The sequence below is a fragment of the Enterococcus sp. BWB1-3 genome (assembly GCF_016745275.1).
GTDB lineage: Bacteria > Bacillota > Bacilli > Lactobacillales > Enterococcaceae > Enterococcus_L.
This window is the reverse complement of sequence record NZ_JADOEP010000017.1, coordinates 44,792-69,884: the sequence shown is the minus strand read 5'-3', so window position 1 is coordinate 69,884 and position 25,093 is coordinate 44,792. Positions and strand designations below refer to the sequence as shown.

Below are 25,093 nucleotides of genomic sequence, written 5' to 3'. Positions count from 1 at the left end.
TAACCAACCTCCTTATTTCTATTCACCAGTCCGATTTGACAATGAGCCGTCTTTTCTTGTTGAATTTTGTAAAAATAGTAATGGCTTGTATCAGTAGATGCTCAGAGGTTTTTCGATTCGGTTCAATTCCCCCATAAATTGCCTGTTCATAGAGTTGTGTTAAGGAAATAAAAACTCCCTCAAATTCCGGATAATTTTCTTCAAAGCGAACGGCATACTGATTCAGGGGTTCGGTGGAACCTCTGGACTCTGTTTTTTCTGCCTGCTTTAAAATCAGCTGATACATCCCTGCGAAATTGGCAGGTCTGATAAACTGATAGACTTTAAATTTTATCAGAAAGAAATAGTAATGTAATAAAAACCAAACTGAACTGGCAATTGCCAATACGGCTCCAGCAGCAAACCATTTCAATACAGCTGACGGAAGCAGTGAAGTGATTTCTTCTGTTTGCGGATCTTCTTCCTCAGAAGAGGCGGCAGTGCTGTTTTCTATTCTTTGTGCTTCTGTTGAAGAAGACTCAACAGTACTGGAATCCTGATTGCTTTCCGAAGATTCATCAGCTTCTTCAACTGGTACATCAGGATTGCTGAAGCTGGGTGTCGGCTCAAAAGGAATCCAGCCATAGCCTTCAAAATAGACTTCCGGCCATGAATGCGCATGACTGTTTCTAACGGAGTATTCCTTTAATTTTCCTTGATTCTCTATCAGTTCTCCTGAATTAAAGCCTTTAGCCCAGCGGCTTGGTATACCGATGGAACGGAGCAAAACAACCATGGAAGTAGAAAAGTTATCACAATAGCCAACCTTTGAATCGAATAGAAAATGATCAACATAATCTTGAGCGTTCGGAGTGAACGGTGTCTCTGTTTTTGAATAGCGGAAGGATCGATCTGTTTTTAAATAATGTTCAATTGCCTTCACTTTGTTATATAAGCCATTTTCCTGTTCTGTTAATTCTAAAGCCAGTTCTTGTACCCGTACTGGAACAGAGTCAGGTAATTCTATACTGGTGACGGGCGGCAGATCCATCGCTTCATTGAAGGTTCCATTTATAACAGAGCCTGATTCCAGCTGCTCAGCAAGTGCTTCAGGAATGGCGTTTGATACAAGCTGGAGATCAGCTGCCGGATAGTTTGGCTCCTGCCAGATAATATCCAGTTCAATTGGCATTTGAGATAAATTTACCCGATTATTTTCTTCAATGTACTCCATTTGAGTTACTCTGTCGAGATTTACCTCAAATTTTCCATACGGCTGAGGCAGGTACTGAGGGGGAGGGTCGCTGAATGTTAGTGCGATCATTGTTTCTGTTGCCAATGTCCCCTGATAATCTGAATCACTTAAAATAAGTGTACCAGGATTGTCAGTGGTCTGCGGAGGCGCAGACGCGGCTTCCCAACCTTTTCCAGTGTAACTGTCCTTTGTCTCTACCCGCCAATAATGAGCTTTCGTCTGCAGAGCTGTAAACAATACTGTCGGATCATCCATAATAGGTCCGCCCAGCTGCTGATCATTATCACTGAAGCCAGTTCGTGTATTCGATTGAATACCGTATTGACTGACTTGGTTGTAAATGCCCTGACTGTTGAAAAAATTCCTTACAGAACTAGTTTTAGTATATAGAGCAGTTTGAATAGCTGGAAAACTCTGTTGAAAATAATGGGAGCTTCCGGCAATGAAAGCTAAAAGCAGGAGACTAAAAATTCCAGCTTTCCTTTTTTCCATTACTTTCCCTGTTTCAGGATATCTTTTTAATTGATAAAGCAGAACAGACAAACAGGTGATAACAATCAACGGCCAGCCTAGTTGAAGCCTATTGAAGATGACCAGCATGAAATGATAGCCGACAATCATCAGATAGCTTAGCCAAATACGCTCATACTGAATGAGCAATATGGCCAGTGCAACAAGAAAAAACAAAATAATGACCAAAGCAATAGTATTTGGCAGATAACTGACTTCGCCTGATATTATCTGATTATAAGACTGGATAAAACTGTCATAAAAAGCACTTACCCATGAAATCCCAAAAAGATGATTCAGAGGAAAATAAACATACAAAGTAAAAGTATAGATCAGGAAATATAATGGAACTGTGATAAGAAAATGATTAAAACAAAGAGTAATCAGACAGATTAACCCCAGCATGACATTCAAAAAAAACTGATTCCCTAAATTATAAACCACTATAAAAGGCGAGCTGGCTGTAATCAGAATCAGGAAACTAAGCAATGCAAAGAACCAGCCTTTATGAATTTTCTCACCCATGAGCAGCCTCCCATTTCAGTTCAATTATTTGTTCCTTCCAATGGAGGAAGGGCTTATCGTCATGATAAGTAATCAAAAACAGTGTATTATTTTTTTGAAGCAGCTCCAACTGTTCTCCCAGCTCCTGTGTCAGGCTTGGAGCAAAAAAAATCAGTTTTTTATTTGAATACATCGGCAGCTGGCGATGTTCAGTGAAGGAGGAAGCTAACGCAAATAATTGTTCATGACTTGCTTCCATGGGGGAATCTACAATAATTGTCTGTGAGAACGGCATCTGTCTTTCTAGAAAAAGAGTGAAGGAATAATAGAGAGAGAGCAACGATTCGAAGTTCAATCCATCCTGTCCATAAAATATCAATTCAGTATCCTGTTCAATTTCATGTTCATACTCTTTAATAATCAGTTCATTTCTTTTTACGGATTGCTTCCAATCGATCGTTTTCAGTGCGTCGCCAAACTGGTGGGAGCGAAAATTTCGAATGGAAAAGGTCCGGTTGCCAAATGAATTCTTAAAATTTGGAAGTTTAGTCAAAATGATCTGAAAAATCAGTTCGGCTTTTTCCTTTTGCAGCTCAGGCATAACCATAAATGGACCGGAAACCTGCCGAACAAGCTGCTTTTGAAACAGAGCTAAAAAATCTGTGCTTCCGACTAAAAGAGGTAGTTCGTTAAAGATTCCTCTCTTCTCTGGAGTCCATTGAAAACTGAAAGTCTCTCTTGTGCCCATATAAAAAAGCTGAGCATATAACGAACTGTTCAGAGTCTTCTTCAAACTGATGGTCAGAGATGGTGTGGGCAACAGAGATTTTTGACAGCGAAAAAGCTCCAGGGTCAGCTGACTGGGCTGATTGACAGTATAGGTCGTCAGTTCAGTTGTTTCCAGTTTAATCATTTTTAATGAAGGGAATAGACTGATTAAATCAACAATCATTAAAAAAACAAGAAAAAAGAACAGCATCCATCCCGTTGAATTATTAAAGGCGATAGTGTAAACAAAGATCAGACTGTAAAACAATAAAATTGAGAATATCTTTACACTGTTTTTTATCTTTAAAAAAGTCATATTGGTTTCCTGACAGGTACTGGCACACGTCGAATGATCTGTTCCAGAATTTGCTGGATTTTCTCATCAGACGCGGTATACCCGCCTTTCAATAACAGACGATGTCCAAATGCAGCCGGCAGGATTCTTTGAAGATCATCCGGAATAACATAACTTCGCCCTTCGGTTAATGCAAATGCTCTGGCTGCTTTCAAAAACGATACTGCTGTACGGGGACTGATACCCAGAATGATCCCATCATGATTCCGAGTTTCCTGGACCAGTTGAAGCGCATAACGGGCAACTTGAGGATCAACATAGACCTCTTCCGTCAACTGTTTTAACTCAGCTATTTCCTCAAATTTTAGAACTTGCCGGACAAGCGCCAATTTATTCTGCTGCTGATTCATTAAAAGTTCTAATTCATCGTCAAATTCCGGATAGCCGATTTGAAGACGAAACAGAAAACGATCCAGCTGTGCTTCAGGAAGGGGATAAGTTCCCTCATACTCAACTGGGTTTTGTGTTGCCAGCACAAAAAAATGCTTATCTAATGTATAAGTGTGATTATCAATAGTGACATGGTTTTCAGACATTGCTTCCAGTAGGGCAGCTTGTGTTCTCGGCGTAGTTCGATTGATTTCATCAGCCAGCAGAACAGTAGTGAAAATCGGACCGGGATGAAATTCAAATGTCTGAGAAACCGTATTATAAACAGAAATTCCGAGAATGTCACTAGGCAGCAAATCCGGAGTAAATTGTATCCGGCTGAATTTTCCGTGAATAGCTTTTGCGAGGGTTTTTACCATCAATGTTTTCCCCACTCCTGGGATATCTTCAAAGAGCACATGACCGCCGGCTAAAAATGCAGTCACAGTTAATTGCAATACGTCGCGTTTCCCTAAAATAACTTTTCCCATTTCATCAATCAGGCTGGTTATTTTATTATATGGGTGATTATTCATAAGATAGTGCTGCCTCCTCTTCTGAGTCTTTAGTTTATTGTATAGATAACTAAATCTGAGTGCAAGCACTCAAAATTTTAATTCCCTCATTTTTCACTAAGAACCCTATTATATCAGTAGTTGCAGAAGCTGCTTTCTAAACAAATGGAATACGCTTCGAAATACTGTTAGTTCAAGGATTTTCTGTATTAGTTTCTAAAATTGGGGGTAAATTCAAACTCAAAACTATTTTATCAGGTTTCGGATTTTCCTTCTTATAGCGTTGAACCATGGAGAACAAAGCGATTTGATATTTTCTCGTATAACTGCTCAGTATAATTTTGAGCCTGCAAGTAGTGTATGTATACTATTCTATTATGTATTCCCATGAAGTATTGACCAAGGACATTAAAAGAGTATATTCACTTTTATAATAATGATCGAATCACATTAAGATACGGCGGACTTACTCCGGTTGAAATCCGGAATAAAGCCACCGCATGGGTTACAAATTAACCTATAAGAGAGAGTGTGTGGGGAAAAAAGTTCCACACGCTCTTCGTATCTATCCCCGAATAAACAGTGGGACAAAAGCAAAAATTCTTTTTGCGACGAATAACCGCAGGAGCAGTTCCTTCGGAATTAAGCCGAACGATCCTGAAAGTAGTAGGAGCTCCAGTTCCTTCACCGAGTAGGTAACAGGGCTTCATTCACTCTGCTAAAGAAATCCTAGTGAAGCCTGTCAATTCTAGTATGTTTCCTACGCAGAAGTTGAGGTGATCGAAACGCAGCGCAGTGTATCAATTCTCAGCTATTCATTTTATGAATCGTGTTCCTTGACAATTTTCGGATAGTCCTTCTTAATTCTCGGAGCTGATCGCTTTTGTCCTGATCTTCCTTCTCTTAAGGGAAATTCAAGTGAAGCTTGAATATATATTTTATTTTTTCCATTGTCAACTTGACAGAGAGCTGTTCAACTCTTAGAGAGGAGCTCTTTTATCGTCTAATCTGCTTGTACTATTTTCTCTCTAAAAATAGCGATATCTTTTTGGTAGATATATCGGCTAAACTGCCGGCTTAAATATTCACTCACATTGCGATAGGCTAATGTCGGAGTATTTGGTACAGTATAGTAGTAATGCCCATGCTCCTGATAAATAGGTGTGTCTAAAGAAGTAAAATGATTACCTTCAATGGCATTGCCTGCATCTGCAGCAACATCAATGAAAAAGGTCCCTGGTTTGACTTGTCTTTGATCCTCTAAGGTCAGTATCGGCTGCCCGCTGGCACCGACTTCAATCCCATTAATAATAAAGTCAAACGAGGTGAGCTGTGTGTGAAATTCTGGAAGGGTTCGTCGATAGAACATACGAACTGTTGAAGTAAATTTTGAAATGGCATGAAAGGCACCCTGAGCAACATTTCCTGAACCTAATATTGCTGCATTTACTTGATCATTTGGTAATAAGCCAAAGGCCAAACAAGCATGTAAGACGCCTGCATATCCCGCGTAAAAGCTATTTTGATAGACGACATTGGTAGGAATCCAGTCTGCACGCAGCTGTTGTTGCTGGTGGAAGATTGTCGGAAAGCGATTGTCTAAATCCACTACGATTAAATCTTTGGGATAAGCTTGTTGCTCCATGAAAGGTTTCCCCGATCCTAAAGGATGTGTCCACCCGATAATCATTTGCCCCGGGCGGATTTTTTCGTAATCAGATGGTTGAATCAACTTCAAAGAAAAAATGCCGTCAGATTCTTGGAAAACAGTATCCCGCGTACAAACGTTACATCCGGCATCTTCATAGGCACTATCAGGAATACCAAGCATAGCTCCAAATCCTGTTTCTATAAGTAAATCATTTTCAAAACCTTGAATATGTTTTGGCAGCAAAGGTACACGGCGTTCACCTGGAAAGTTCGAACGAATAAAACCTAATTTCATAGAAAATCCTCCTCTTCTTTGGTGATAAAAATTAGGGCGTGTCTGAAAACTCAAGCGGCGAATAGTTTGATGATTTTTATCGAACTCCTCGTCATAAATACTCGCTTATGAACCACATAAGCTGTGTTTTCTTCCTTGATTTCAACAAAAATCACTGAAAAATCTGAATGCCACTAACTTTTCAGACACGCCCTAGTTGTGACAGGCTATGATGATTTTCCAAATAAAAACTTCTATAATATGCATGTAAGTTTTCTCTTTGAAAATAACTCGATTCATTGCAAAAATTGGTCGCCATTTCTAAATGTTCAGTTAACATATAATCAGGTTCCGGCAATTCTTTAGGTATTTCTTTAGGTAGGTCCATTCTCTTCTCCTTCTTTTGGCTAGTGCGGCTACGAGCATTAACTGATTATGAAAACTAAATAGATGAGCACGGAAGGGAGCGTTATCATTATATATATCGTAACATAAAAAGGAAAATAGAGCTTTTATTATGAATAATGAGCAGTCATACTATAGTTTTCCAAGTGATAAAAATGATAGATTTCAGCAATGGGTTGATTTAGATCGTGGAAGATTGTTCAGTGAACTAGAGGGTATGTATCTGCTTATAGAAACAAAGAAATGAGTATGGTGATAGAAGGGTTAATTCTTCATAGTTCTGAAGTCTTTGTTCTGCCTCATTTGTTTTTTTTTGAGAGGCTGTTCACAGCTTTTGAGGGTTTTAAAACATAATTTGAAAAGAATAGATGAGACTACTGGATATGCGATGAGCATTTGCCAAAAGCACAGGAGCAAGTCTCGTATGAGCATAAGATGCGTCAATATAAATTAACGGCAATCGTCGTTTGTCTAGCATTCTGCTGGATCAATGGGTCAGACTCCATTTAAAGCTTATCGTCTGTATACGGCTGTCTCTTTGTATATAAAAATAAATTTTGACAAATTTATTCCCGTCAGAGCTTCGTATACCATCCCACTAGCTGTTCCTGAAACAGTGTGACTGGTAATTTCACTAAAAATTCTACAAAAGTGGAACTGGCAAACTAGCAGTGTCCTCCAATTAAATGAATAGTAGATATGCTGAAGTATCTGGATGATTCAGCTTCACAGCAGATTAATTTGCTGTGAAGTCTATTCTTTATGTAAAAGTAATTGTATATATGTCTTTATAAATATTAGTTACCATTTTTTTGTATGTATAGTACAATTGTGATAATCAAAATTCAAAGGAGAAACACAAGGGATTTTCAGGATGAAGAAGGAAGTTAGGGAATATAGTTATCAAACATTGTTGTGAACTACAATGTTTGATTATTGGGATAGTAATTGCAGTTGCTGATTTTTTATGTAGTGAAAAAGAATAAATGGAAGTATATTCTTATTGATTTTTGTGGGGATTATATCTCAACAATAAATAAAACAGTAATCTCCAGACTCTCCAGTGGAAGTTTATCAAAATTTCAAGATGAATAAGGCTGTCTTTTCAGTGAGTATTCTTTTTCCGGTATATTTATTTTCGGGAGATTACTTTTCTTGAAAAAAATTGGAGAATGATGTGGCTGGGAATATTTCTTGCAATTGGGGTGCTTTTTTTCTATTTTGTTCACGGAATATCTATGATAGGAATTGCTCTATTATGTTCTGTAATTGTTATTTGGAGTATGGTGTATTCTACGAATCTATTCATACCACTGTGCTGATTGATAGAGTGATAAAAATGACGTTGAATGCACCTCTTTTATTTTTTCAAAACCTAATCAATAGTAATTTAAAAAGATAACGGTTTATGGAGCAGCTGTCAAACGGTTTTCCCAGATATGAAAAATCAGAAGTGAGAGATAGAGCAACTGAACTTTAAAAATTTTACAAGGATGTGAAAAATAGTCTGGAAGAGCTAAATTGGAAACTACAAACATGAGATTAAAAGCTGCAGAAACAGAGAAAGTGAAGATTTTCCGACGTAATAACACAAATATTAAAGCACTAATTATTGTTAGTCTTTCAGCTGACAATCGGCAAAAAGCATTTGTAAATATTTGAAGAAAGGAATAGAGATATGATTTATGGCTATTTAGAAAAAAATCTTTTGAGAGCAGTTAAGCTGGTAGATTTACTAATGGGAGAACGATATATTGATATTATGGTACTTTCAAGAAATTTGAAGTGCACGCCAGTTACTGTACGAAATGATATAAGTTACTTAAAAAATACGCTGGATATTGATATTATGGAAAATAATTCTGAGACCTATAAAATTGATTTTTTTACTCTAGAAAAACGCGAAGCACTTTGCCATAAAATTTACGCTCAATCCCTTTTTTTGAAAGCGCTTGAATATTTTCTGGTCCCTTCTGAAAAAAAATATATTGACTTTATTGATGAGCAATTTATCTCCGTATCTAAAGGCTATTTAGTAAAAGAAAATGTAGAAAAATTTCTAAAAGAGCTTGATTTAGAAGTCTCTGGTAATCAAATTATAGGAAATGTCATTAGAATTCGATTTTTATCTGCAATTTTGTTTAAGCAATTTGGCATGAATACAATAAGAAGAGACAAGAAAATAATAGAAAAATCGAACAATGTTCTTTATGCTACAGAAAAAAGTTTAGATGTTTCTTTTTCAAAAAGTGAAAGACATTTTTTTTGTATGTTGCTTTTGACAGCTGCTGATAAAAAGCTGTTTATTGGTAAATTGGAATTTCCGTTGGAAATATTGGAGGCTGTCAAGAGCTATCCTCGACCAATAGAGTTTGAAGAAGCTGTTGAGAAAAACTTTAAAGAAATTTGGGGAGAATACTTTGAGTCTGAATATTTATTTTCTGTTCTATCTTTAATGATTATTAATACGCATGTATTTGATCAGACAATGTCTCAGGAAAAGTTGTTTGCTCATCGCAAAGTTTTTCTGCAAGATCCACATGTAGAGCGATTGATTGATTTATTTGAAAAAACTTTTTTTATAGATCTTACATCTAAAGATTGGTTTTTAACAGCAATTTTTATTTTTTTGAAGGATGTAACATTGAATCTGCATCCGTTATTATCAACCGATTTTTTGAGAATTAGTGAATCCGATCCTAAACTGTATCAGAAGATCAAACAAATCATCAAGAAATGGAATGTATATGGTCTGAACATCCCGGAAAAACATATTGAATTATTATGCTATCGATTAAGTCCTTTCATGTTTAAAAGACGACTTGCTGCAATTACCTTGATATCAAGCAATAGTATAGATTGTCAAGTTACTGAAATGTTGATCAAAGATTTTTTATCAGAAACCATTCACTTTTCTGTTTTTACAGATATAGTTGAAGTCAATGAGAAAGCAGATAAAATAGAAGAAACCTTGTTTCTTATTGATAAGAAGGATATCTTTTCAATAGAAAGTATTTACCTTCCTCATTACCTATTACTTGATTTTCCACCTGAAATAAAAGATATAAAAGAAATATTAACCCATCTATTCATTTAGGGTGTGTCTGAAAACTCAAGCAGCGAATAGTTTGATAATTTTTATCGAACGCCTCGTCATAAATACTCGCTTATGAACCACATAAGCGGTGTTTTCTTCCTTGATTTCAACAAAAATCACTGAAAAATTCGAATGCCACTAACTTTTCAGACACGCCCTAGTTTTTTTATAGAATAACTTTTTTCTGATGCAGACTTTAATATAATTAGGGATCTGGAGCGATATTTTGAACAGATATTGCTCTAGATCTATTTTTCTATATACATTCCGTAAAAAAATAAGATTACAAATAAAGCCGATCAGTAAGTTGTTCAGGAAGAGTATTGACTTAATCAACGAACATTCGAACAGCCAAGGTAATCTGATAATACTTTGATAGGTAGGTCTTCTAATGAGAACTATCTTATTTGTCTTCAAATGTATCATGAATAGCAAATCGAGAAGGGTATCATTAATAGTTTATAGGATGGATATAGAATCTATTTTATTAAAAATTTTCCAAATTTTTTTTCGATGGTTTGGAAAACATTATGTGGAAGATATTTATAATGATAGATAGATATTTATTAGAATTAGCCTATGTGATGTTCTTCCCTGCAATAGCATAAAACTTATCAAATTCATAATAATAAGTCACATCGAAAAAAATCGGATTATTTAGAAGATGATAAATTATATGTTTGGCAAGGAAATCACTGCATGCTAATCAAAAAATCAGGAGGTTATTATGAAAAAGCATTTAAGTATAATGTTCCCAATATTTGTTGTCGTATCTCTATTAACTGGTTTATCATCATCTTCGCAAGCAACAACCAATAGTCACGAGGAGTTAATCATAGTTCAAACAGATGTCTTAGATTCAGAGGATACATTAGCAGATAGAAAATTTCTTGAAAATATTGATGAAAATACGAATCTTGAAATAAATGAATACACTAAAAATGACTCAAATTTGGTTATCACTGATAACTCCAATGAAGGTGTAGATACATTTGAGGCGCTCTTAAACGCAATTGCAGCAGCAGATACTGATAACAATTTAACTACTATCAAAATCAGCCAAGATATAAACGTGACCTCTACAATTCAGATAGAATCTGGTCAAAATATTCAATTAGTAGCGAATGGGCAAAACGTCTCGTTGTTTCATAGTATGGTTGATACAGATTCAGTGATAAGAATAGCTGAAGATGCCACTTTTATCTTAGGGGAAACAACAGATGATTATATTATTACCGTGGATGCCAATGAAATTGGCAAAGGTGAATTAATCTATAATTTAGGAAACTTCTATTTAAATAAGGGAATCATACGAGGGGCAATCGGCGGTGATGAGAGTAAAACTGGTGGCGGAGTGTATAACGGTGGATATTTTGAAATGAATGGCGGCAGTATTCAAGATAATATTGGGTATGGTCTCAGTGGGGCTAACGGAGGCGGCGGAATTTATAATGTTGGTGAATTTGTAATGAATAGTGGTAGTATATCCAGAAATTCTACTGGATTACCAGCAGATTTTGAAAGTAGTATCGGGGTGGGCGGCGGAATTTTTGTAAGGAATGGCTCTATCACTTTAAGAGGTGGTGAAATCACTGATAATACAGCTGGCAGTGGAGGTGGTGTTTATATTTATGGGATCAGTAACATAGCCGGGCAATATGGTACAGCAACCTTCGGCAATGGCTTGATTACAGAGAATTCAGCAACATTGCAAGGTGGTGGTGTCTGGCTTTGTCAAACAGGCGAGCTGAGCAGCTATGTTAATGATACTATGTCAGTTGTTGGCAACACAGTGGCTGTTGTGGATGATTATCGCGTAGGTGGAGATGACTATTATTCAGAAGGAATGACAGGTGATTACTCTGTAAGTTTACCTAGGGTATCAATTCTTGGAGACGCGTTTGCCTATTATAGAGATGAGCCTGCAGCTCGATATTCCTTAAGTACTACGCCTAATCCTATTTCGGTAGATGACTTGGATTTTTCTGATTTGGTATACTTACATGCAGAAGTAGCTAATGCAGCTGCACTAAAGTCAGAAGCAAAATTGCTCATTTCTGGAAATAAGGCTAGAGAAGGCGGAGGTGTAGCAAATAATGGAATTGTTAATTTTGGTTATGAATCAACTTCTATTTTGCTCAATTTAACAGCTGAAAAATTATTAACCGGCAAAGAACTGACAGCAGATCAGTTTAGCTTTGAATTAATCGATTCAACGGACACCGTGATTGAAACAGTTCAAAATGATGCCGATGGAATAATCAATTTCAGTGAACTTGAATACACGACCTCAGGAGTTTACGAGTATACCATCAGAGAAGTCAATGATGAACAGCCAAATATTACCTATGACGATCATGAATTGAAGGTAACAGTTACTGTAACAGAAGAAAATGGTGAGTTGACAGCCGCTGCAGCCTATGAAGGAGAAGTTGTTTTTAGCAACAGCTATACAAGTACTGCAGCCAATATTGTATTACAGTCCAGAAAATTATTAACCGGCAAAGAACTGACAGCAGATCAGTTTAGTTTTGAATTAATCGATTCAACGGACACCGTGATTGAAACAGTTCAAAATGATGCCGATGGAATAATCAATTTTAGTGAACTTGAATACACGACCTCAGGAGTTTACGAGTATGCCATCAGAGAAGTCAATGATGAACAGCCAAATATTACCTATGACGATCATGAAATAAAGGTGACAGTTACTGTAACAGAAGAAAATGGTGAGTTAACAGCCGCCGCAGCCTATGAAGGAGAAGTTGTTTTTAGCAACAGCTATACAAGTACTGCAGCCAATATTGTATTACAGTCCAGAAAATTATTAATCGGCAAAGAACTGACAGCAGATCAGTTTAGCTTTGAATTAATCGATTCAACGGACACCGTGATTGAAACAGTTCAAAATGATGCCGATGGAATAATCAATTTCAGTGAACTTGAATACACGACCTCAGGAGTTTACGAGTATACCATCAGAGAAGTCAATGATGAACAGCCAAACATTACCTATGATGATCATGAATTGAAGGTAACAGTTGCTGTAACAGAAGAAAATGGTGAGTTGACAGCTGCCGCAGCCTATGAAGGAGAAGTTGTTTTTAGCAATAGCTATGCTAATACTACAGCCAGTATTGTATTACAGTCCAGAAAATTATTAACCGGCAAAGAGCTGACAGCAGATCAGTTTAGCTTTGAATTAATCGATTCAACGGACACCGTGATTGAAACAGTTCAAAATGATGCCGATGGAATAATCAATTTTAGTGAACTTGAATACACGACCTCAGGAGTTTACGAGTATACCATCAGAGAAGTCAATGATGAACAGCCAAACATTACCTATGATGATCATGAAATAAAGGTGACAGTTACTGTAACAGAAGAAAATGAAGGCTTGATAACAACCGTGGACTATAAGGAAACGCCGGTCTTTACAAATAATTATCAGACAACTAGTAATAGTCAGCCAGATGAAGCGTCAGAAAGCACCGTAAATCAAGTTCAAGATAAATTTCCTTCAACAGGAACAATAGCTAATTTTTTCTTTCTTCTAACAGGAATAATCAGTGTTTGCATTACACTAATTATTTGGTGGAGAAATAATATCAGAAATTAGGATGTGTCTGAAAATATGAGCGACGAATATTTCCGCTATTTTTCTGGAACTCGTCGTCAGAAATTCTCGCCTATGCACCACATAGCCTGCGCTTTCTTTCTAGATGTCCCCAAAAATTTCTGGAAAATTCAGATTTCACTATACTTTCCAGACACGCCCTGGTTAATCATGGTTATATTTATGTAGATTATTTGGAAAGAATAAAGAAAGGGCAGATTTTATAATGAACTTGGGTATCTGGTAAGATGAAAAAATGTCATCGCAACATTTCATATGCTATTAAGGTTCCCGCATCAATCAATACAGTATGCAGACCACTAAATAAAGAAAGAGAAATAATCGCCGGATGTCGTTGGTGGTCGGACAAAAAAAGTCGAGCCTGTTTACTCATGAAGACATCTCCTGTATGATAACGTTTTACAATTAGATTGATCTTTGACTAGTGATAACACGAAACATAGACGTGCATCTTAAAACATGTCACAATAACCTAGTTACTCCGCAGTCGTAATAAGAAAGCCTCGGGCTTGCCCGAGGCTTTCTTATTTATTTTGGCATAGTTCCTCGTATCTACTTTCTTTAGATCATTGAATTCTTATCACTAATATTCATTGACAATGGGCTAAAATATTTTTGTTCTAAGAAGAATTAAATTTAAAAACCACACAACTATTTTAGAGATAAAATCAAAATAGTTGTGTGGTTTCTGTTTGTTTTAGAAAAGGGGGCCGTTTATTTTTGTTATAGTACTAGAAATATTGATAGTTAACAAATATATTTTAAATTGATCACTATCTATACCAATGTTTTTGTTATAGTATCCTATTGTAGTGAAATTAATAATAAAAATTAATGTTTTTCATAATTGTATACTAATTTATACAACTGACTTTCAGAATGTCTATGTGTACGAAGTGATAGAGAACAAAATAATTGAAGACAGTGAAGTAGAATATATTGAAAATCAGTCTATGGGAGAGCACTCAATTGTAACTCTAATTCGATGTGAAGGAAATGTTGGGACTCGGTTTTGTCGACTCGTTCAAGGAAGGCTTGTAAACACTCAAACATTTGACGAAGTTCCTACTCTTTTGAAGAAGATGAACTTAACGAGAGAAGCAAAAACAGTTGATGGAGTATTGTTAGAAGAGAATCCAGTATCTCCTTTCGAACAATTTAGTATAGAGATTGCAGCATCAATCTTGTCAGATCCAGTTCAAACTTTGATTCCATTAATTTTATTGTTGATCTTCCCAGTTATATTTTTATGTTTCATTTAGTACACTTTTCAAGTTGTTTGCAAGGCTATCATAAAAAAGGGAGGTTTTTATATGCTGAATAGAACCATTTATAATACCTTAGGAAAACCTATTAAAAATGATTATTATAAGTTTAGAGATATTCCTTGGTATGTAGATTGTGATTGTGGTAAAAAAGCTGAACGAAAAGCAAATAAAGAAATGATTTGTTTTAGTTGTGGTACTAAATATAAATTACAACATAAGGAATTTGTACGTGTGAAAAAATGATCGGCGATAGCTCAATTAGAAATTTAAGGCACGAAGTCGTCTCTTGACGCGAATACTACCAATGGTATCAAAGATGAAATACGAATACTATGTAAAACGTGAGACTGAAGATATAAAAAATTAATTTATGAAATTTTGTAGTATCATTGATTTTCTGCCTCCAAGATATCCCTGTTATTTTCCATTCACTCTTGTTGATAGCAGATAGTTAGTTAAAAAAATACAGGATTATTGCGTATCAATTGCAAATTTTTTGATCAATAACTATGCATTTGTTTTGTGTTTTTAAATATTTAGTTTACAAAAAAATGTATTAATGATAATATTTTGTTATATCGGTAGAAAGAAGGTCTTATGAATGAAAAAGTTTTTTTTATCAGTTGTTGTCTTTTTTGCTGTTGGAGGAGTACTTTTACCTTTGGCTGTTAGTGCAGAAGAAGTTGGCGGCTGGAGTGAAGAAACAGGAAGTTATACTAATTACAATGAGTTTTTAACTCGTAGTACAGCCAGGCATACAGGGAAAAGAGAAACAAAAGTAATGGGTGGAACTACCTGTTCCCGAGCGCATGGATGGACTACATGGAGTGGCGTGTTTCACTATACCACTGCACAAATGGAAAGATATTGGACAGGGGCAGTGGTCAACACTTCCGGAAGAAGATGGGGAACTAGTAGTACGGAAGCTATATCTCCTTGGTTTAAACCTGCATATGGAGGGGATACAGCTGCTGCAAGAACTTACTATGGGAGATAAGATATTTAATTAGTATTTTTTTGATATGAGAATAGCGTTATTGGGGTTAGGAAAAATAAAGTTTTCTAACTCCAATTGTGTTTAATCAAGAAAAATAAATTAGGATGATTTTAATTATAGAGGTGTATTCATGAAAAATAAAAATATGCTCATTTCTATTTTCTTAGTTTTTAGTACATACTTTTTACTTACGTTGGTAAATGAGTATCACGTAAGACAAACTAAATTATTTTTAGAGAGTAACGACTTGTATTCAATTGAGCATCTGTTTGTCAAAGACAATTTTAAAACAATAGTGGACAATACATTCAAAGATGTAGATGATTTAGCGGTTTTTGTACCCTTGGAAAGTAATAATGCAGATATAGTTAGAGGATATTTTTCCAAAGATTATTCAAACAAGCTATTTCCTTTAAGTAAAGGTAAATTTTTCTCAATACCCAATTCTAAAGAAGCATTAGTTGGCAATGAAGTGGTTGTTGTTGAAAACGGTGGAAGAGAGTACTACGTCTATAATAATGTGAGCTATAAGGTGATTGGGTATTTGGGATGCAGTAGACCCAGCTTTTTAGATAATTCTGTTTTAATTAATGATTCAGCAGTATTTGATTCTGCAAAGAAATTTTTAACAGTAGATGGCACAAAAATTGGAAATAATTATAAGGCATATTATGAGAAAAAAGACTACTATCGAAATAATATTGGACTTGACAGAAAAATAAACAGCGATTTCTTTTCCCCAATTATTTATGGGCTAAGTTTAGTCATTATTTTAATGTGCAGTGTTCTGATGGCTTATATTGTGTATATGGATTTGAAAAAAGAAAACGAAGTGAATTATATTTTAGGTCTGTCGACACTTAAAAGATATAGTAAATGCAGCAGCTATTTACTTATAATCAGCCTGTGTGCAGGCATTCCCAATCTGCTTTCTTCTTATTTATTAAGAGATATCTCTGTTGATTATTACTTTTTGACAAAGCTGTTTTGTTCTGAAATTGTTTTCTTATTAATTATTTTTACAGTTTTTTTTATAAAGGGAGAGGGGAAATTAAGAAATGGAATTGATTTATAATCTCAAGAGAAATGGTCTTTTAATTTTATTGAAATCCAGCATATTACTTCTGCTTCTTTTTTTACTCTATATATTTTTTTCCTTTTCAAGCAACATAAATAGGCAGCTTCACTATACAGTGAAGGAAGGTACAGAGAATAAGATGTTTGCCATGGTGGATACATTATTTGATCCAGACGATTTTTATAATTTTAGGCAATCCCAAGCATCTTTGGAAACCGTAAAAACGTTTTATAATCTATTAAATAGAAATGAAGCCCTGAACTTTGCATCGTCGTTTGATCAACCTTTACAGCTCGAAAATTTTCGAGGAGGAATAGAATTTAACGAACGCTATGGGATGGGAAGCGAAGTAGAAATTGTCGATAGCTATCTTGATCCAATTACCAATATTACGGTTTCAGATATAAAGGCATTCCAAATGAACAAACATTTTTTTGATTTCTATAATATTCAGCTTGAGCAAGGTTCCAGTGATTTTTGGCATGAATTGAGTTTAGAACAAGATACGCTGCCAATTCTTCTGGGAGCGGATTACAAAAAGATCTATAATTTAAATGAAGTTTTGAGCGGAATTTTTTATACTAAAGAATATAAATTTAAAGTTGCAGGTTTTTTGGAGAAAGATACTTCTGTCTTTTATAAAAATGACATTAATAAATATTTGGATAATTATATAATCGTTCCTTATCCAGAAAAGTTGCTGGATGTTACTGAAAGTAATAAAGAATTTTTAGGCATTTTGTATTTTGCTATGATAGGTGGGGACATTATTATCAAACAGGGACAAAATTTTGATTATTTGAATAATTTGTTGTCGAGTATTGCAAAAAAATCCGATTTTTACGACTATACCCTCTTGGATATTCCCGCTTTCACTTTGCAGTATCATCGGATGTACGGGCTTATCAACACGAATCGAACATTATTGTACTGGATTCTTATTTTCATAACCTTATCTATTTTAAATATAATGATATTTCTTACTTACAAAATTTATAATCAGAGAAGAAAAAGATACGCTATCGCTTATTTTAATGGTGAGTCAATAAAAAAGATAAAGTCATTACTTTTTAATGATGTGGTCTTTGGTAATGTTCTTGTTTCATTAATTTTTAGTTTTTGTTTTCTTGTGATGCCTATTAAAAATATGCCAATTTTTTTAATTGTCTTACTCAGCACTTTTGGTTTTCTGATTTTTGACTATTCTTTGATGGTCATGTTCTTGAAGAAAGATGTACATTTAAGCTTTTCTGATTTTTATTAAAAGAAGGGAGTTATGACACTTGATTGATTTACATGGTATAAGAAAAACAATTCCTAAAACCCAAATATTACTTTTCGATAATATGGAATTCTCTTTAGGGGAATATCGCTCAGTTGCTATAACTGGACGCAGCGGATCGGGGAAAACGACACTTTTAAAGCTTTTGGCTGGTTTAGATACAGTGTATGATGGAGTCTATACATTTGAAAATAAAATAGTTAGTAAAAGTACGTCGAAAAATATTGAATTTAGGAAAAAGAATATTGGGCTCATAACTCAAAATTATAATTTACTAGAGGATAGAAATGTAAGTGCAAATATTCAGCTTGCTTTGGGAAGAAAGAAAAACACCCAGAAAGTAAATAAACTACTTGATTTAGTTGGACTTTCAAATTATGGCTTAAAAAAAATATCAGAAATTTCCGGTGGAGAAGCACAAAGAGTGGCAATTGCCAGAGCTTTGATAAAGAAACCCAAAGTTTTACTAGCTGATGAGCCTACAGGGGCTTTAGATGAAAAGACAGAGCAGGAGATACTGGCACTTCTTGAAAGAATCAAGCAAACTGGAGCCAGACTGATAATGGTTACTCATAGTGATGCTGTGGCAAAGATTTGTGATGCTCAATTCATACTTGAGAATGGTAAGCTGTTATTAGTAAATAACTGAGTGAAATCATTATGGTTTGGATATAACAAAAGCGTAAATAAAAAAATCTGGTGACCTTTTCTATGATACAGAATAATTATAATAACTGATAACATTATTTATAAGGGCATTGCAGTGAGAACGTTGAATCTTATCAGAACCTAAAGTTATTTGCTTTGTGCGCAGCAATGATATCAGAGCAAGGAAACTATTTGGTATAGCAGAAAAATATAGAGAAAATAGTGAAAAATAGACGTTATTTTTTGTTTACAAAATATAGTTTATGTGATTTAATCCAATTATAAAAATAGTTGTAACAGTAAGAATGGGAGCTCAAAAAAATGAAGAAAAAGTTGTTTATAGCTATGTGCTTATTAACAGTATTCGGCTCCTTTTTTGGGAAGGAAGTTTTTGCTGAGGCAGTTGAGAGTAAGCAATCAATCGTTCAAACTCGTGCTGATATTATTGGTTGGCGATATAAGACTAAAAACGGTAAGATGTATAAAAGAAAATATAATTATTCTAAGCAAAAATGGATGGGGAACTGGATATTGGCAGTATGATAATTACAAACCTTTTAGGTAGTTGAGAGGAATACGGTATGGAAAAGATGAAAATTAATCCGAAAGAACAGCAAGTACTTAATATTTTATGGAAAAAGAATGTACCTGTAACAGCAAAACAAATTTGTGAGATTGATACTACATTAGTGATGAGTACAGTTCAAGTTACTTTGAAGAAGTTGATGAATAAGGGATTGGCAAAGGTATCGGATATTGTATATAGTGGAACTGTTTTAACAAGAAGTTATACCTTTTCAATAAGTAAAGAAGAGTTTATTCTTAATCAATTTGAGGATATCAAATTAACAGAACTGATTTCTCAATTTTTGGGATCTCGCGCTAAAAATGATGAGGTAGAGGAAATAAAGGCAATTGAAGATTTAATTAGATCGAAGAAGAAAGAACTGGAGTGAGTATTTTGCATTTATCACTGTCTTCGTTTATGACTTTTCAATTTGGGAATTCAATAATTCTAATTTTAATTTTTTTGTTAATGAGATATCTGGGGGATAGCAGACTAGTCAGTTCTAATGTTCTTTATATTTTTAGTGCTCTTTTTATTTTAAGATTAGTAATTCCTTTTGAATTTTTTCACACAATAACTTTACCTTCGAGGGTTCTCTTACCAGCAATAAATAAGTTGTTAGCATATAAAATAGTTACCCTCTGGAGTGATATTGCAGTGTCACTGTCATCCGTTTTACTTTTTGTTTGGCTATTCGTTTTGAGTATAAAGCTTATCAGATTTATAAAGTCATATTCTAAGATAAAATCTTTCTCTCGTCTTTGTTCAGATTCAGATCAAATTCATTATAAAGATAAATCATTAAAGATTCTTTTTGTAGATGAACGTATCCCTCCATCAGTGATAGGAGTATTTTCACCGATTATTGTTCTTCCTAAAAACTGTTTTACAGATAGAGAGAAAGAGCTGATTTTATCCCACGAACTTACACATATTTCAAATTTTGATTTATACATAAAGTATGTGTATTCTTTAATTTCAATTATTTACTGGTGGAATCCTTTAATTTATCTATTCAGGGATAGAATGGATCAAATATTGGAAATTAGAGTGGATTCGAATGTAATACATACTTTTGATGAAGCTCAAAAAATCGAATATGTTGAGACCTTGATAAAAGTAAGTAAACTTCAGAGTGAAAACCAAAATTACTCTTTCAATAAGAATGTATATTTTAATTTTTCATCAAAATCATCTTCTAAGTTATTGCAAAGATCTAAATGTATTTTAAGTGGTCAAAAAAATAAACTATCAGTTGAAATACTCATGGGAATAATTGTGGTGTTATTCTTTTTGTCTAGTGCTGTTATCTTTGAACCTTATGCAGTAGATCGTGAGACAGAATCTGTAACCTACGACATATCAACGAAAAATAGTTTTTTTGTTAAAAACGGCAGTAACTATGATATGTATGTTAATGGTGAATATATTATCAGTTATGAATCTGATAAAATTCCAAAAGAATTCGAGCACATTAAGCAAATTGATACAATTGAAGAAGAATAATTCCTTGGTCTTTGAAGAGTAAAAAAGATTGGTTGTTACGGGTATTGTCAGAAGAAATCGAATAGAAAAGGCAAGTAGAGGCTCCATGTCAAACATTCATAAACTCGCACTACTCGTTCGTCTTGAATAATGAAAGGTGTAGTATATTCAAGATGTAAAGGGGAAAAGTCGATACGATTTTTGGAAAGTAATATATGCTGAATGTCAAATTAACTTGCTTTATCTCTCGATAATCCTGAAATATAGCCTATAAGTACGTGTATAAAAATTTGATAGAATAAGAAATAAGGCACTCCTTTCCTGCTTTTGATGAAGGAGTGCTTTTTATGGAAATCATTTATGAATGTTGTGCTGGTATGAATGTTCATCAGAACAATGTTGTTGCTCATTTGATTAGGAGGATTATTTACTATATGATTTTGCAAAATGAATTTTATAAAGAATAGATATTATTAGGAATTGTTCTTTGAAAAAAATTCTCTTAGGTGAGGCATTTTGATTTATCTTTAAATTGGTTTTAGTTGACGTTAATTTAAAGGAATTCAAGGTGTCTTTTCTAGTGTAAATAAAAGATGCCGATGATTGCTCACTAACATTATTAATTGCAGCGCCTTTTTCAGTAAGCGCAAAATTAAAGCGCAGGTTTCTGTTTATTTGCCAGCAGAAACCTGCGCTTATTTTTTCTATCTAATACTTATTTGTTAATTACTTTTGACACGACTTTTCGCAGCATATCAATTGGAATTGCCGCTATGGAAAGTCCTAGGACAATTGCCCATTCTGTAACACTCAGCGGAGTAGTTCTCAAAATTGCTCCGCCGACAAAGGTCATTAGAATCTGAACAACGATAATCAATATCATGATACGCAGGAACATTTTATTTCTGTTCAGGTTATCAAAGATGTTCAATTTCTCTGTTCTGACATTGAAACCATTAAACACAGCATACAGAATAAAGAATGAGAAGAATCCTGTGTAAAGTGCAATATTGCCTGTTCCGCTGGTGAAATACTGAGATAAGAAGGTTCCTTTCAACATCCAAAGACCAATCCCTGTAATTATTACACCTTCAAAAACAAAAGCAGCTAACATGGAGGGGGTCACAATATTTTCATCACGACGTTTTGGCTTCTCTCTCATATAACGCTTCAGGGTTGGTTCGGCACCGAATGCCAAAGCAGCCAGTGTATCCATTACCAGGTTAACCCATAGCATTTGGGTGATGGTCAGCGGATGATCAATACCGATAAACGGAGCAATGAAACTGATTAATAAAGCACCAACATTTAATGTCAGTTGGAACACAATGAACTTCTGAATGGAACGATAAATCGTACGACCAAACAAAATGGCTTGAGTGATAGATTTAAAGTTATCATCAAGAATAACAATGTCTCCGGCTTCTTTCGCAACTTCGGTTCCGCTGCCCATTGCGAAGCCGACGTCAGCACGTTTTAGGGCTGGACTGTCATTTACACCGTCACCAGTCATTCCGACTACTAAGCCGATTTCCTGTGACAGACGAACCAGACGAGATTTATCAGTTGGCAATGCACGGGCGATGACGCGAATATTTGGAAGAATAGATTTTACTTCTTCATCCGGCATTTCATTTAATTCCTGAGAAGTCAGAACAACCTCGTTATCTGCAGTCAAAATTTTAGCATCTTTGGCAATGGCGATTGCTGTTTCTTTACGGTCCCCAGTAATCATAACTACCTGTACGCCTGCTTGATGAACTTCTTCGATTGCTTCAATGGCTTCTGGACGTACGTCATCACGGATTGCCAGAATGCCGATTAACGTATAGTCATTTGGCAGACTTTCTTCTGTAATGATGTCTTCTGTAGTTGCTAAAAGCAGTACACGAATAGATCGTTCTGCCAATTCATTAATTTCTGTTTCCAGAACTGTTTGTTTTGTAAAAGGCTGTTTATGTCCATCTGTATCATAGTAAGCAGAACAGTTTGGCAGGATCATTTCAGGAGCTCCTTTGATCAAGGTTGTATTCCAGTCGCCTGCTACTTGTGTTGCTGAAAACTTTCTGGCAGATGAAAAAGGGATTACTGAAACATGTTCCAAAGTTGCACGAACATTTTCATTTTTTTCTACAAATGCAAGAACGGCTTTCTCTGTTGGATTCCCTCCGATAATCAATACATTTCCGTTACTGTCTTCAGAAATTACTGCATTTGTGTTGTTGATAACAGCACTGCTGATAATTTTTTGCAGTTTCTCTGGAACATCAGCCAATGTATCAAAACTGTCATTCGCACCATTAATAAAGGAAACGACATCCAATTTTCCTTTTGTGATTGTTCCTGTTTTATCAGAAAACAGCATGTTCAAGCTTCCGCTTGTTTCGATCCCTTCCAGTTTACGAACCAGAATATTGTTGCGAAGCATTTTCTTCATATTTTGGGAAAGTACCATGGCAATCATCATTGGTAATCCTTCAGGAACAGCAACAACGATAATAATTACTGCAAGAATGAAAGCTTCAACGATATCATTTCCGAAAGCACCAAGATTTGAGAAGTATTCAGAAATTTGAGCTCCATCAAAACTGTTCTGTACTAGGATGCGGTTAATCATAAAGGCTGCAAAAATCAATATACCGCCAGTATAACCAACTTTAGAAATTGTATCAGCCAGACCGGCAAGCTTTAACTTCAATGGAGACTCACGCTCATCAATGGTAAGCTCAGAAGCCATTTGTCCGAAGAAGGATGCATCTCCAATTTTTGTCACCTTCATTACCGCTTCACCAGAAGTAATAACTGCACCACGGAACAATGCATGTTCATCAAAGGTATCACCATCTTCATAGATCCCGCCTTTAGGAAGAGGGATTTTTTTAGCTTCATCAGATTCTCCGTTCAGAGAAGCCTGGTCTACTTTCAAATCACCATCAAGCAAGAGTCCGTCAGCAGGAATTTTATCTCCTGTCTGCAGAATAATTTCATCTCCCTGAACAATGTCATCAATTTTAATTTCAGCAACATGACCATCACGATAGACTTTTACAACAATTTTAGAAGCATCCTCCTGTAGTTTTTGGAAGGCACTTTCATTTGAGTATTCGCTCCATGTTCCAATCAATGTTGCTAGTAAAACAGCAATTGCAATTCCCAGAGCTTCATACCACTCTGCATAACCAAGAAAAGAAAAAATCAGATTTAGTACCAACGCAACGATCAGAATTTTAATAATTGGATCGTCAAAATTTCCTTTTAATTTGTCAAGAAATGACTCAGCCTGCTTTTCAGTCAAGGCATTTGTCCCATGCTCTTTGCGGGATTGTTCGACCTGTTCAGCCGTTAAACCAGTAAATGTTTTGTTCACGTGTTACTCTCCTTTTTGTTGTGAAAATAATCTTTCTAAAAGATTGTAGTCATATTATGGTCCGATGTCCCCATTCCTAATCTGCTCCTACCGCTGAGAGAAAGGAGTAAGGACTATGGCTCTCCTTTTCATTGTGGAAACAATCTTTCTAAAAGATTGTAGTCATATTATGGTCCGATGTCCCCATTCCTAATCTGCTCCTGCCGCTGAGAGAAAGGAGTAAGGACTATGGCTCTCCTTTTCATTGTGGAAACAATCTTTCTAAAAGATTGTAGTCATATTATGGTCCGATGTCCCCATTCCTAATCTGCTCCTACCACTGAGAGGAAGCAGAAAGGACTGCGGCTCTCCTTTTCATTGTGGAAACAATCTTTTTAAAAGATTGTAGTCATATTATGGTCCGATGTCCCCATTCCTAATCTGCTCCTACCACTGAGAGGAAGCAGAAAGGACTGCGGCTCTCCTTTTTGTTGTGAAAATAATCTTTCTAAAAGATTGTAGTCATATTATGGTCCGATGTCCCCATTCCTAATCTGCTCCTACCACTGAGAGGAAGCAGAAAGGACTATGGCTCTCCTTTTCATTGTGGAAACAATCTTTCTAAAAGATTGTAGTCATATTATGGTCCGATGTCCCCATTCCTAATCTGCTCCTACCACTGAGAGGAAGCAGAAAGGACTGCGGCTCTCCTTTTCATTGTGGGACTGTGATATAAGTATGTCCGATACCCCTAAAGTCGAATGAACGGTGTTCCAGTCTTTGTATGATCTGAGCATTCGTAAGAAGTGTAGGAGCACATTCTTACTTGCCCTTCAGACATGTGATGAGCATTCGTAGGAGCGTAGGAACAAAGCACCTCCATGCTTCGAGGATTGGAACGAAGTCCTTCAATTCTTAGCAGCTCTGCCATTTAGAAATTGATGAGATCGAAACGAAGTCCTTCAATTCTTAGTGGCTTTGCCATTTAGAAATTGATGAGATCGAAACGAAGTGTAGTGTAGTTGAGAACCATAGACGCAGAAAAACGGATACAGCGTAATGTTTCGTCTCGAGAATCGTTGGACTCGTAGAGACAGCAG

Annotated in this window: 19 protein-coding genes and 1 pseudogene; 13 read left to right on the top strand and 7 right to left on the bottom strand. The window is 35.5% G+C overall.

From position 1 onward, the window contains the following. Positions 1–22: 22 nt before the first annotated feature. Genes IW492_RS12140 through IW492_RS12130 form a run of 3 tightly spaced genes read right to left on the bottom strand, consistent with a single transcriptional unit; the run spans position 23 to position 4,276 of the window. Entirely contained in the window at positions 23–2,269 is a 2,247-nt protein-coding gene (locus tag IW492_RS12140) for a transglutaminase family protein (RefSeq protein ID WP_202067901.1), read from the bottom strand. After that, a complete protein-coding gene (locus IW492_RS12135; protein WP_202067900.1) occupies positions 2,262–3,332 on the bottom strand; it encodes a DUF58 domain-containing protein in 1,071 nt (356 codons plus the stop codon). Before IW492_RS12135 ends, IW492_RS12140 begins: the two co-directional genes overlap by 8 nt. Beyond that, positions 3,329–4,276 (bottom strand): AAA family ATPase, encoded by a 948-nt coding sequence (locus IW492_RS12130; RefSeq protein ID WP_202067899.1) that lies wholly within the window; start codon positions 4,274–4,276, stop codon positions 3,329–3,331. Before IW492_RS12130 ends, IW492_RS12135 begins: the two co-directional genes overlap by 4 nt. A 396-nt stretch (positions 4,277–4,672) precedes the next feature. Here IW492_RS12130 and IW492_RS18705 point away from each other — a divergent pair. Next, positions 4,673–4,771 (top strand): annotated as a pseudogene (locus IW492_RS18705) (IS3 family transposase); the annotation flags it as partial. A 487-nt stretch (positions 4,772–5,258) separates the two neighbouring features. On the opposite strand, the gene IW492_RS12120 reads toward IW492_RS18705, so the two are convergent. After that, positions 5,259–6,200, bottom strand: coding sequence for a N(5)-(carboxyethyl)ornithine synthase (locus IW492_RS12120; RefSeq protein WP_202067898.1), 942 nt, complete (start codon positions 6,198–6,200; stop codon positions 5,259–5,261). Positions 6,201–6,381: 181 nt separating this feature from the next. Beyond that, positions 6,382–6,567, bottom strand: a complete 186-nt coding sequence (locus tag IW492_RS12115) for a hypothetical protein (protein WP_202067897.1) — start codon at positions 6,565–6,567, stop codon at positions 6,382–6,384. Positions 6,568–7,714: 1,147 nt separating this feature from the next. Here IW492_RS12115 and IW492_RS18700 point away from each other — a divergent pair. From IW492_RS18700 to IW492_RS12105, 3 genes are all read left to right on the top strand, one after another. Continuing rightward, entirely contained in the window at positions 7,715–7,906 is a 192-nt protein-coding gene (locus IW492_RS18700; RefSeq protein ID WP_442896344.1) for a DUF6609 family protein, read from the top strand. 356 nt (positions 7,907–8,262) lie between these two features. Next, entirely contained in the window at positions 8,263–9,681 is a 1,419-nt protein-coding gene (locus IW492_RS12110; protein ID WP_202067896.1) for a helix-turn-helix domain-containing protein, read from the top strand. Between the two features lie 727 nt (positions 9,682–10,408). Continuing rightward, positions 10,409–13,303, top strand: a complete 2,895-nt coding sequence (locus IW492_RS12105; protein WP_202067895.1) for a Spy0128 family protein — start codon at positions 10,409–10,411, stop codon at positions 13,301–13,303. 256 nt (positions 13,304–13,559) lie between these two features. Here IW492_RS12105 and IW492_RS18415 read toward each other — a convergent pair whose 3' ends face one another. Further along, a complete protein-coding gene (locus IW492_RS18415; protein WP_269160936.1) occupies positions 13,560–13,694 on the bottom strand; it encodes a hypothetical protein in 135 nt (44 codons plus the stop codon). 514 nt (positions 13,695–14,208) lie between these two features. On the opposite strand from IW492_RS18415, the gene IW492_RS12100 reads away from it, so the two are divergent. From IW492_RS12100 to IW492_RS12060, 9 genes are all read left to right on the top strand, one after another. Beyond that, positions 14,209–14,583, top strand: coding sequence for a hypothetical protein (locus tag IW492_RS12100; RefSeq protein WP_202067894.1), 375 nt, complete (start codon positions 14,209–14,211; stop codon positions 14,581–14,583). A 51-nt stretch (positions 14,584–14,634) separates the two neighbouring features. Then, a complete protein-coding gene (locus IW492_RS12095; RefSeq protein WP_202067893.1) occupies positions 14,635–14,832 on the top strand; it encodes a hypothetical protein in 198 nt (65 codons plus the stop codon). A gap of 358 nt (positions 14,833–15,190) precedes the next feature. Further along, positions 15,191–15,586, top strand: a complete 396-nt coding sequence (locus IW492_RS12090; RefSeq protein ID WP_236671899.1) for a hypothetical protein — start codon at positions 15,191–15,193, stop codon at positions 15,584–15,586. A 130-nt stretch (positions 15,587–15,716) separates the two neighbouring features. After that, positions 15,717–16,661 (top strand): hypothetical protein, encoded by a 945-nt coding sequence (locus IW492_RS12085; RefSeq protein WP_202067892.1) that lies wholly within the window; start codon positions 15,717–15,719, stop codon positions 16,659–16,661. Further along, complete coding sequence (locus tag IW492_RS12080; protein WP_202067891.1) at positions 16,645–17,928, top strand: hypothetical protein; 1,284 nt, start codon at positions 16,645–16,647, stop codon at positions 17,926–17,928. The genes IW492_RS12085 and IW492_RS12080 overlap by 17 nt, the downstream gene beginning before the upstream one ends. A 19-nt stretch (positions 17,929–17,947) precedes the next feature. After that, complete coding sequence (locus IW492_RS12075) at positions 17,948–18,595, top strand: ABC transporter ATP-binding protein (protein ID WP_202067890.1); 648 nt, start codon at positions 17,948–17,950, stop codon at positions 18,593–18,595. A gap of 320 nt (positions 18,596–18,915) precedes the next feature. Further along, the gene (locus tag IW492_RS12070; protein WP_202067889.1) at positions 18,916–19,137 is read left to right on the top strand and encodes a hypothetical protein; all 222 of its coding nucleotides are present in this window, start codon (positions 18,916–18,918) and stop codon (positions 19,135–19,137) included. Between the two features lie 38 nt (positions 19,138–19,175). Further along, on the top strand, positions 19,176–19,550 hold the full coding sequence (locus IW492_RS12065) for a BlaI/MecI/CopY family transcriptional regulator (protein ID WP_202067888.1): 375 nt from the start codon (positions 19,176–19,178) through the stop codon (positions 19,548–19,550). Between the two features lie 5 nt (positions 19,551–19,555). Then, a complete protein-coding gene (locus IW492_RS12060) occupies positions 19,556–20,668 on the top strand; it encodes a M56 family metallopeptidase (RefSeq protein WP_202067887.1) in 1,113 nt (370 codons plus the stop codon). Positions 20,669–21,362: 694 nt separating this feature from the next. Here IW492_RS12060 and IW492_RS12055 read toward each other — a convergent pair. Then, entirely contained in the window at positions 21,363–24,014 is a 2,652-nt protein-coding gene (locus IW492_RS12055; protein WP_202067886.1) for a calcium-translocating P-type ATPase, PMCA-type, read from the bottom strand. Positions 24,015–25,093: the final 1,079 nt, after the last annotated feature.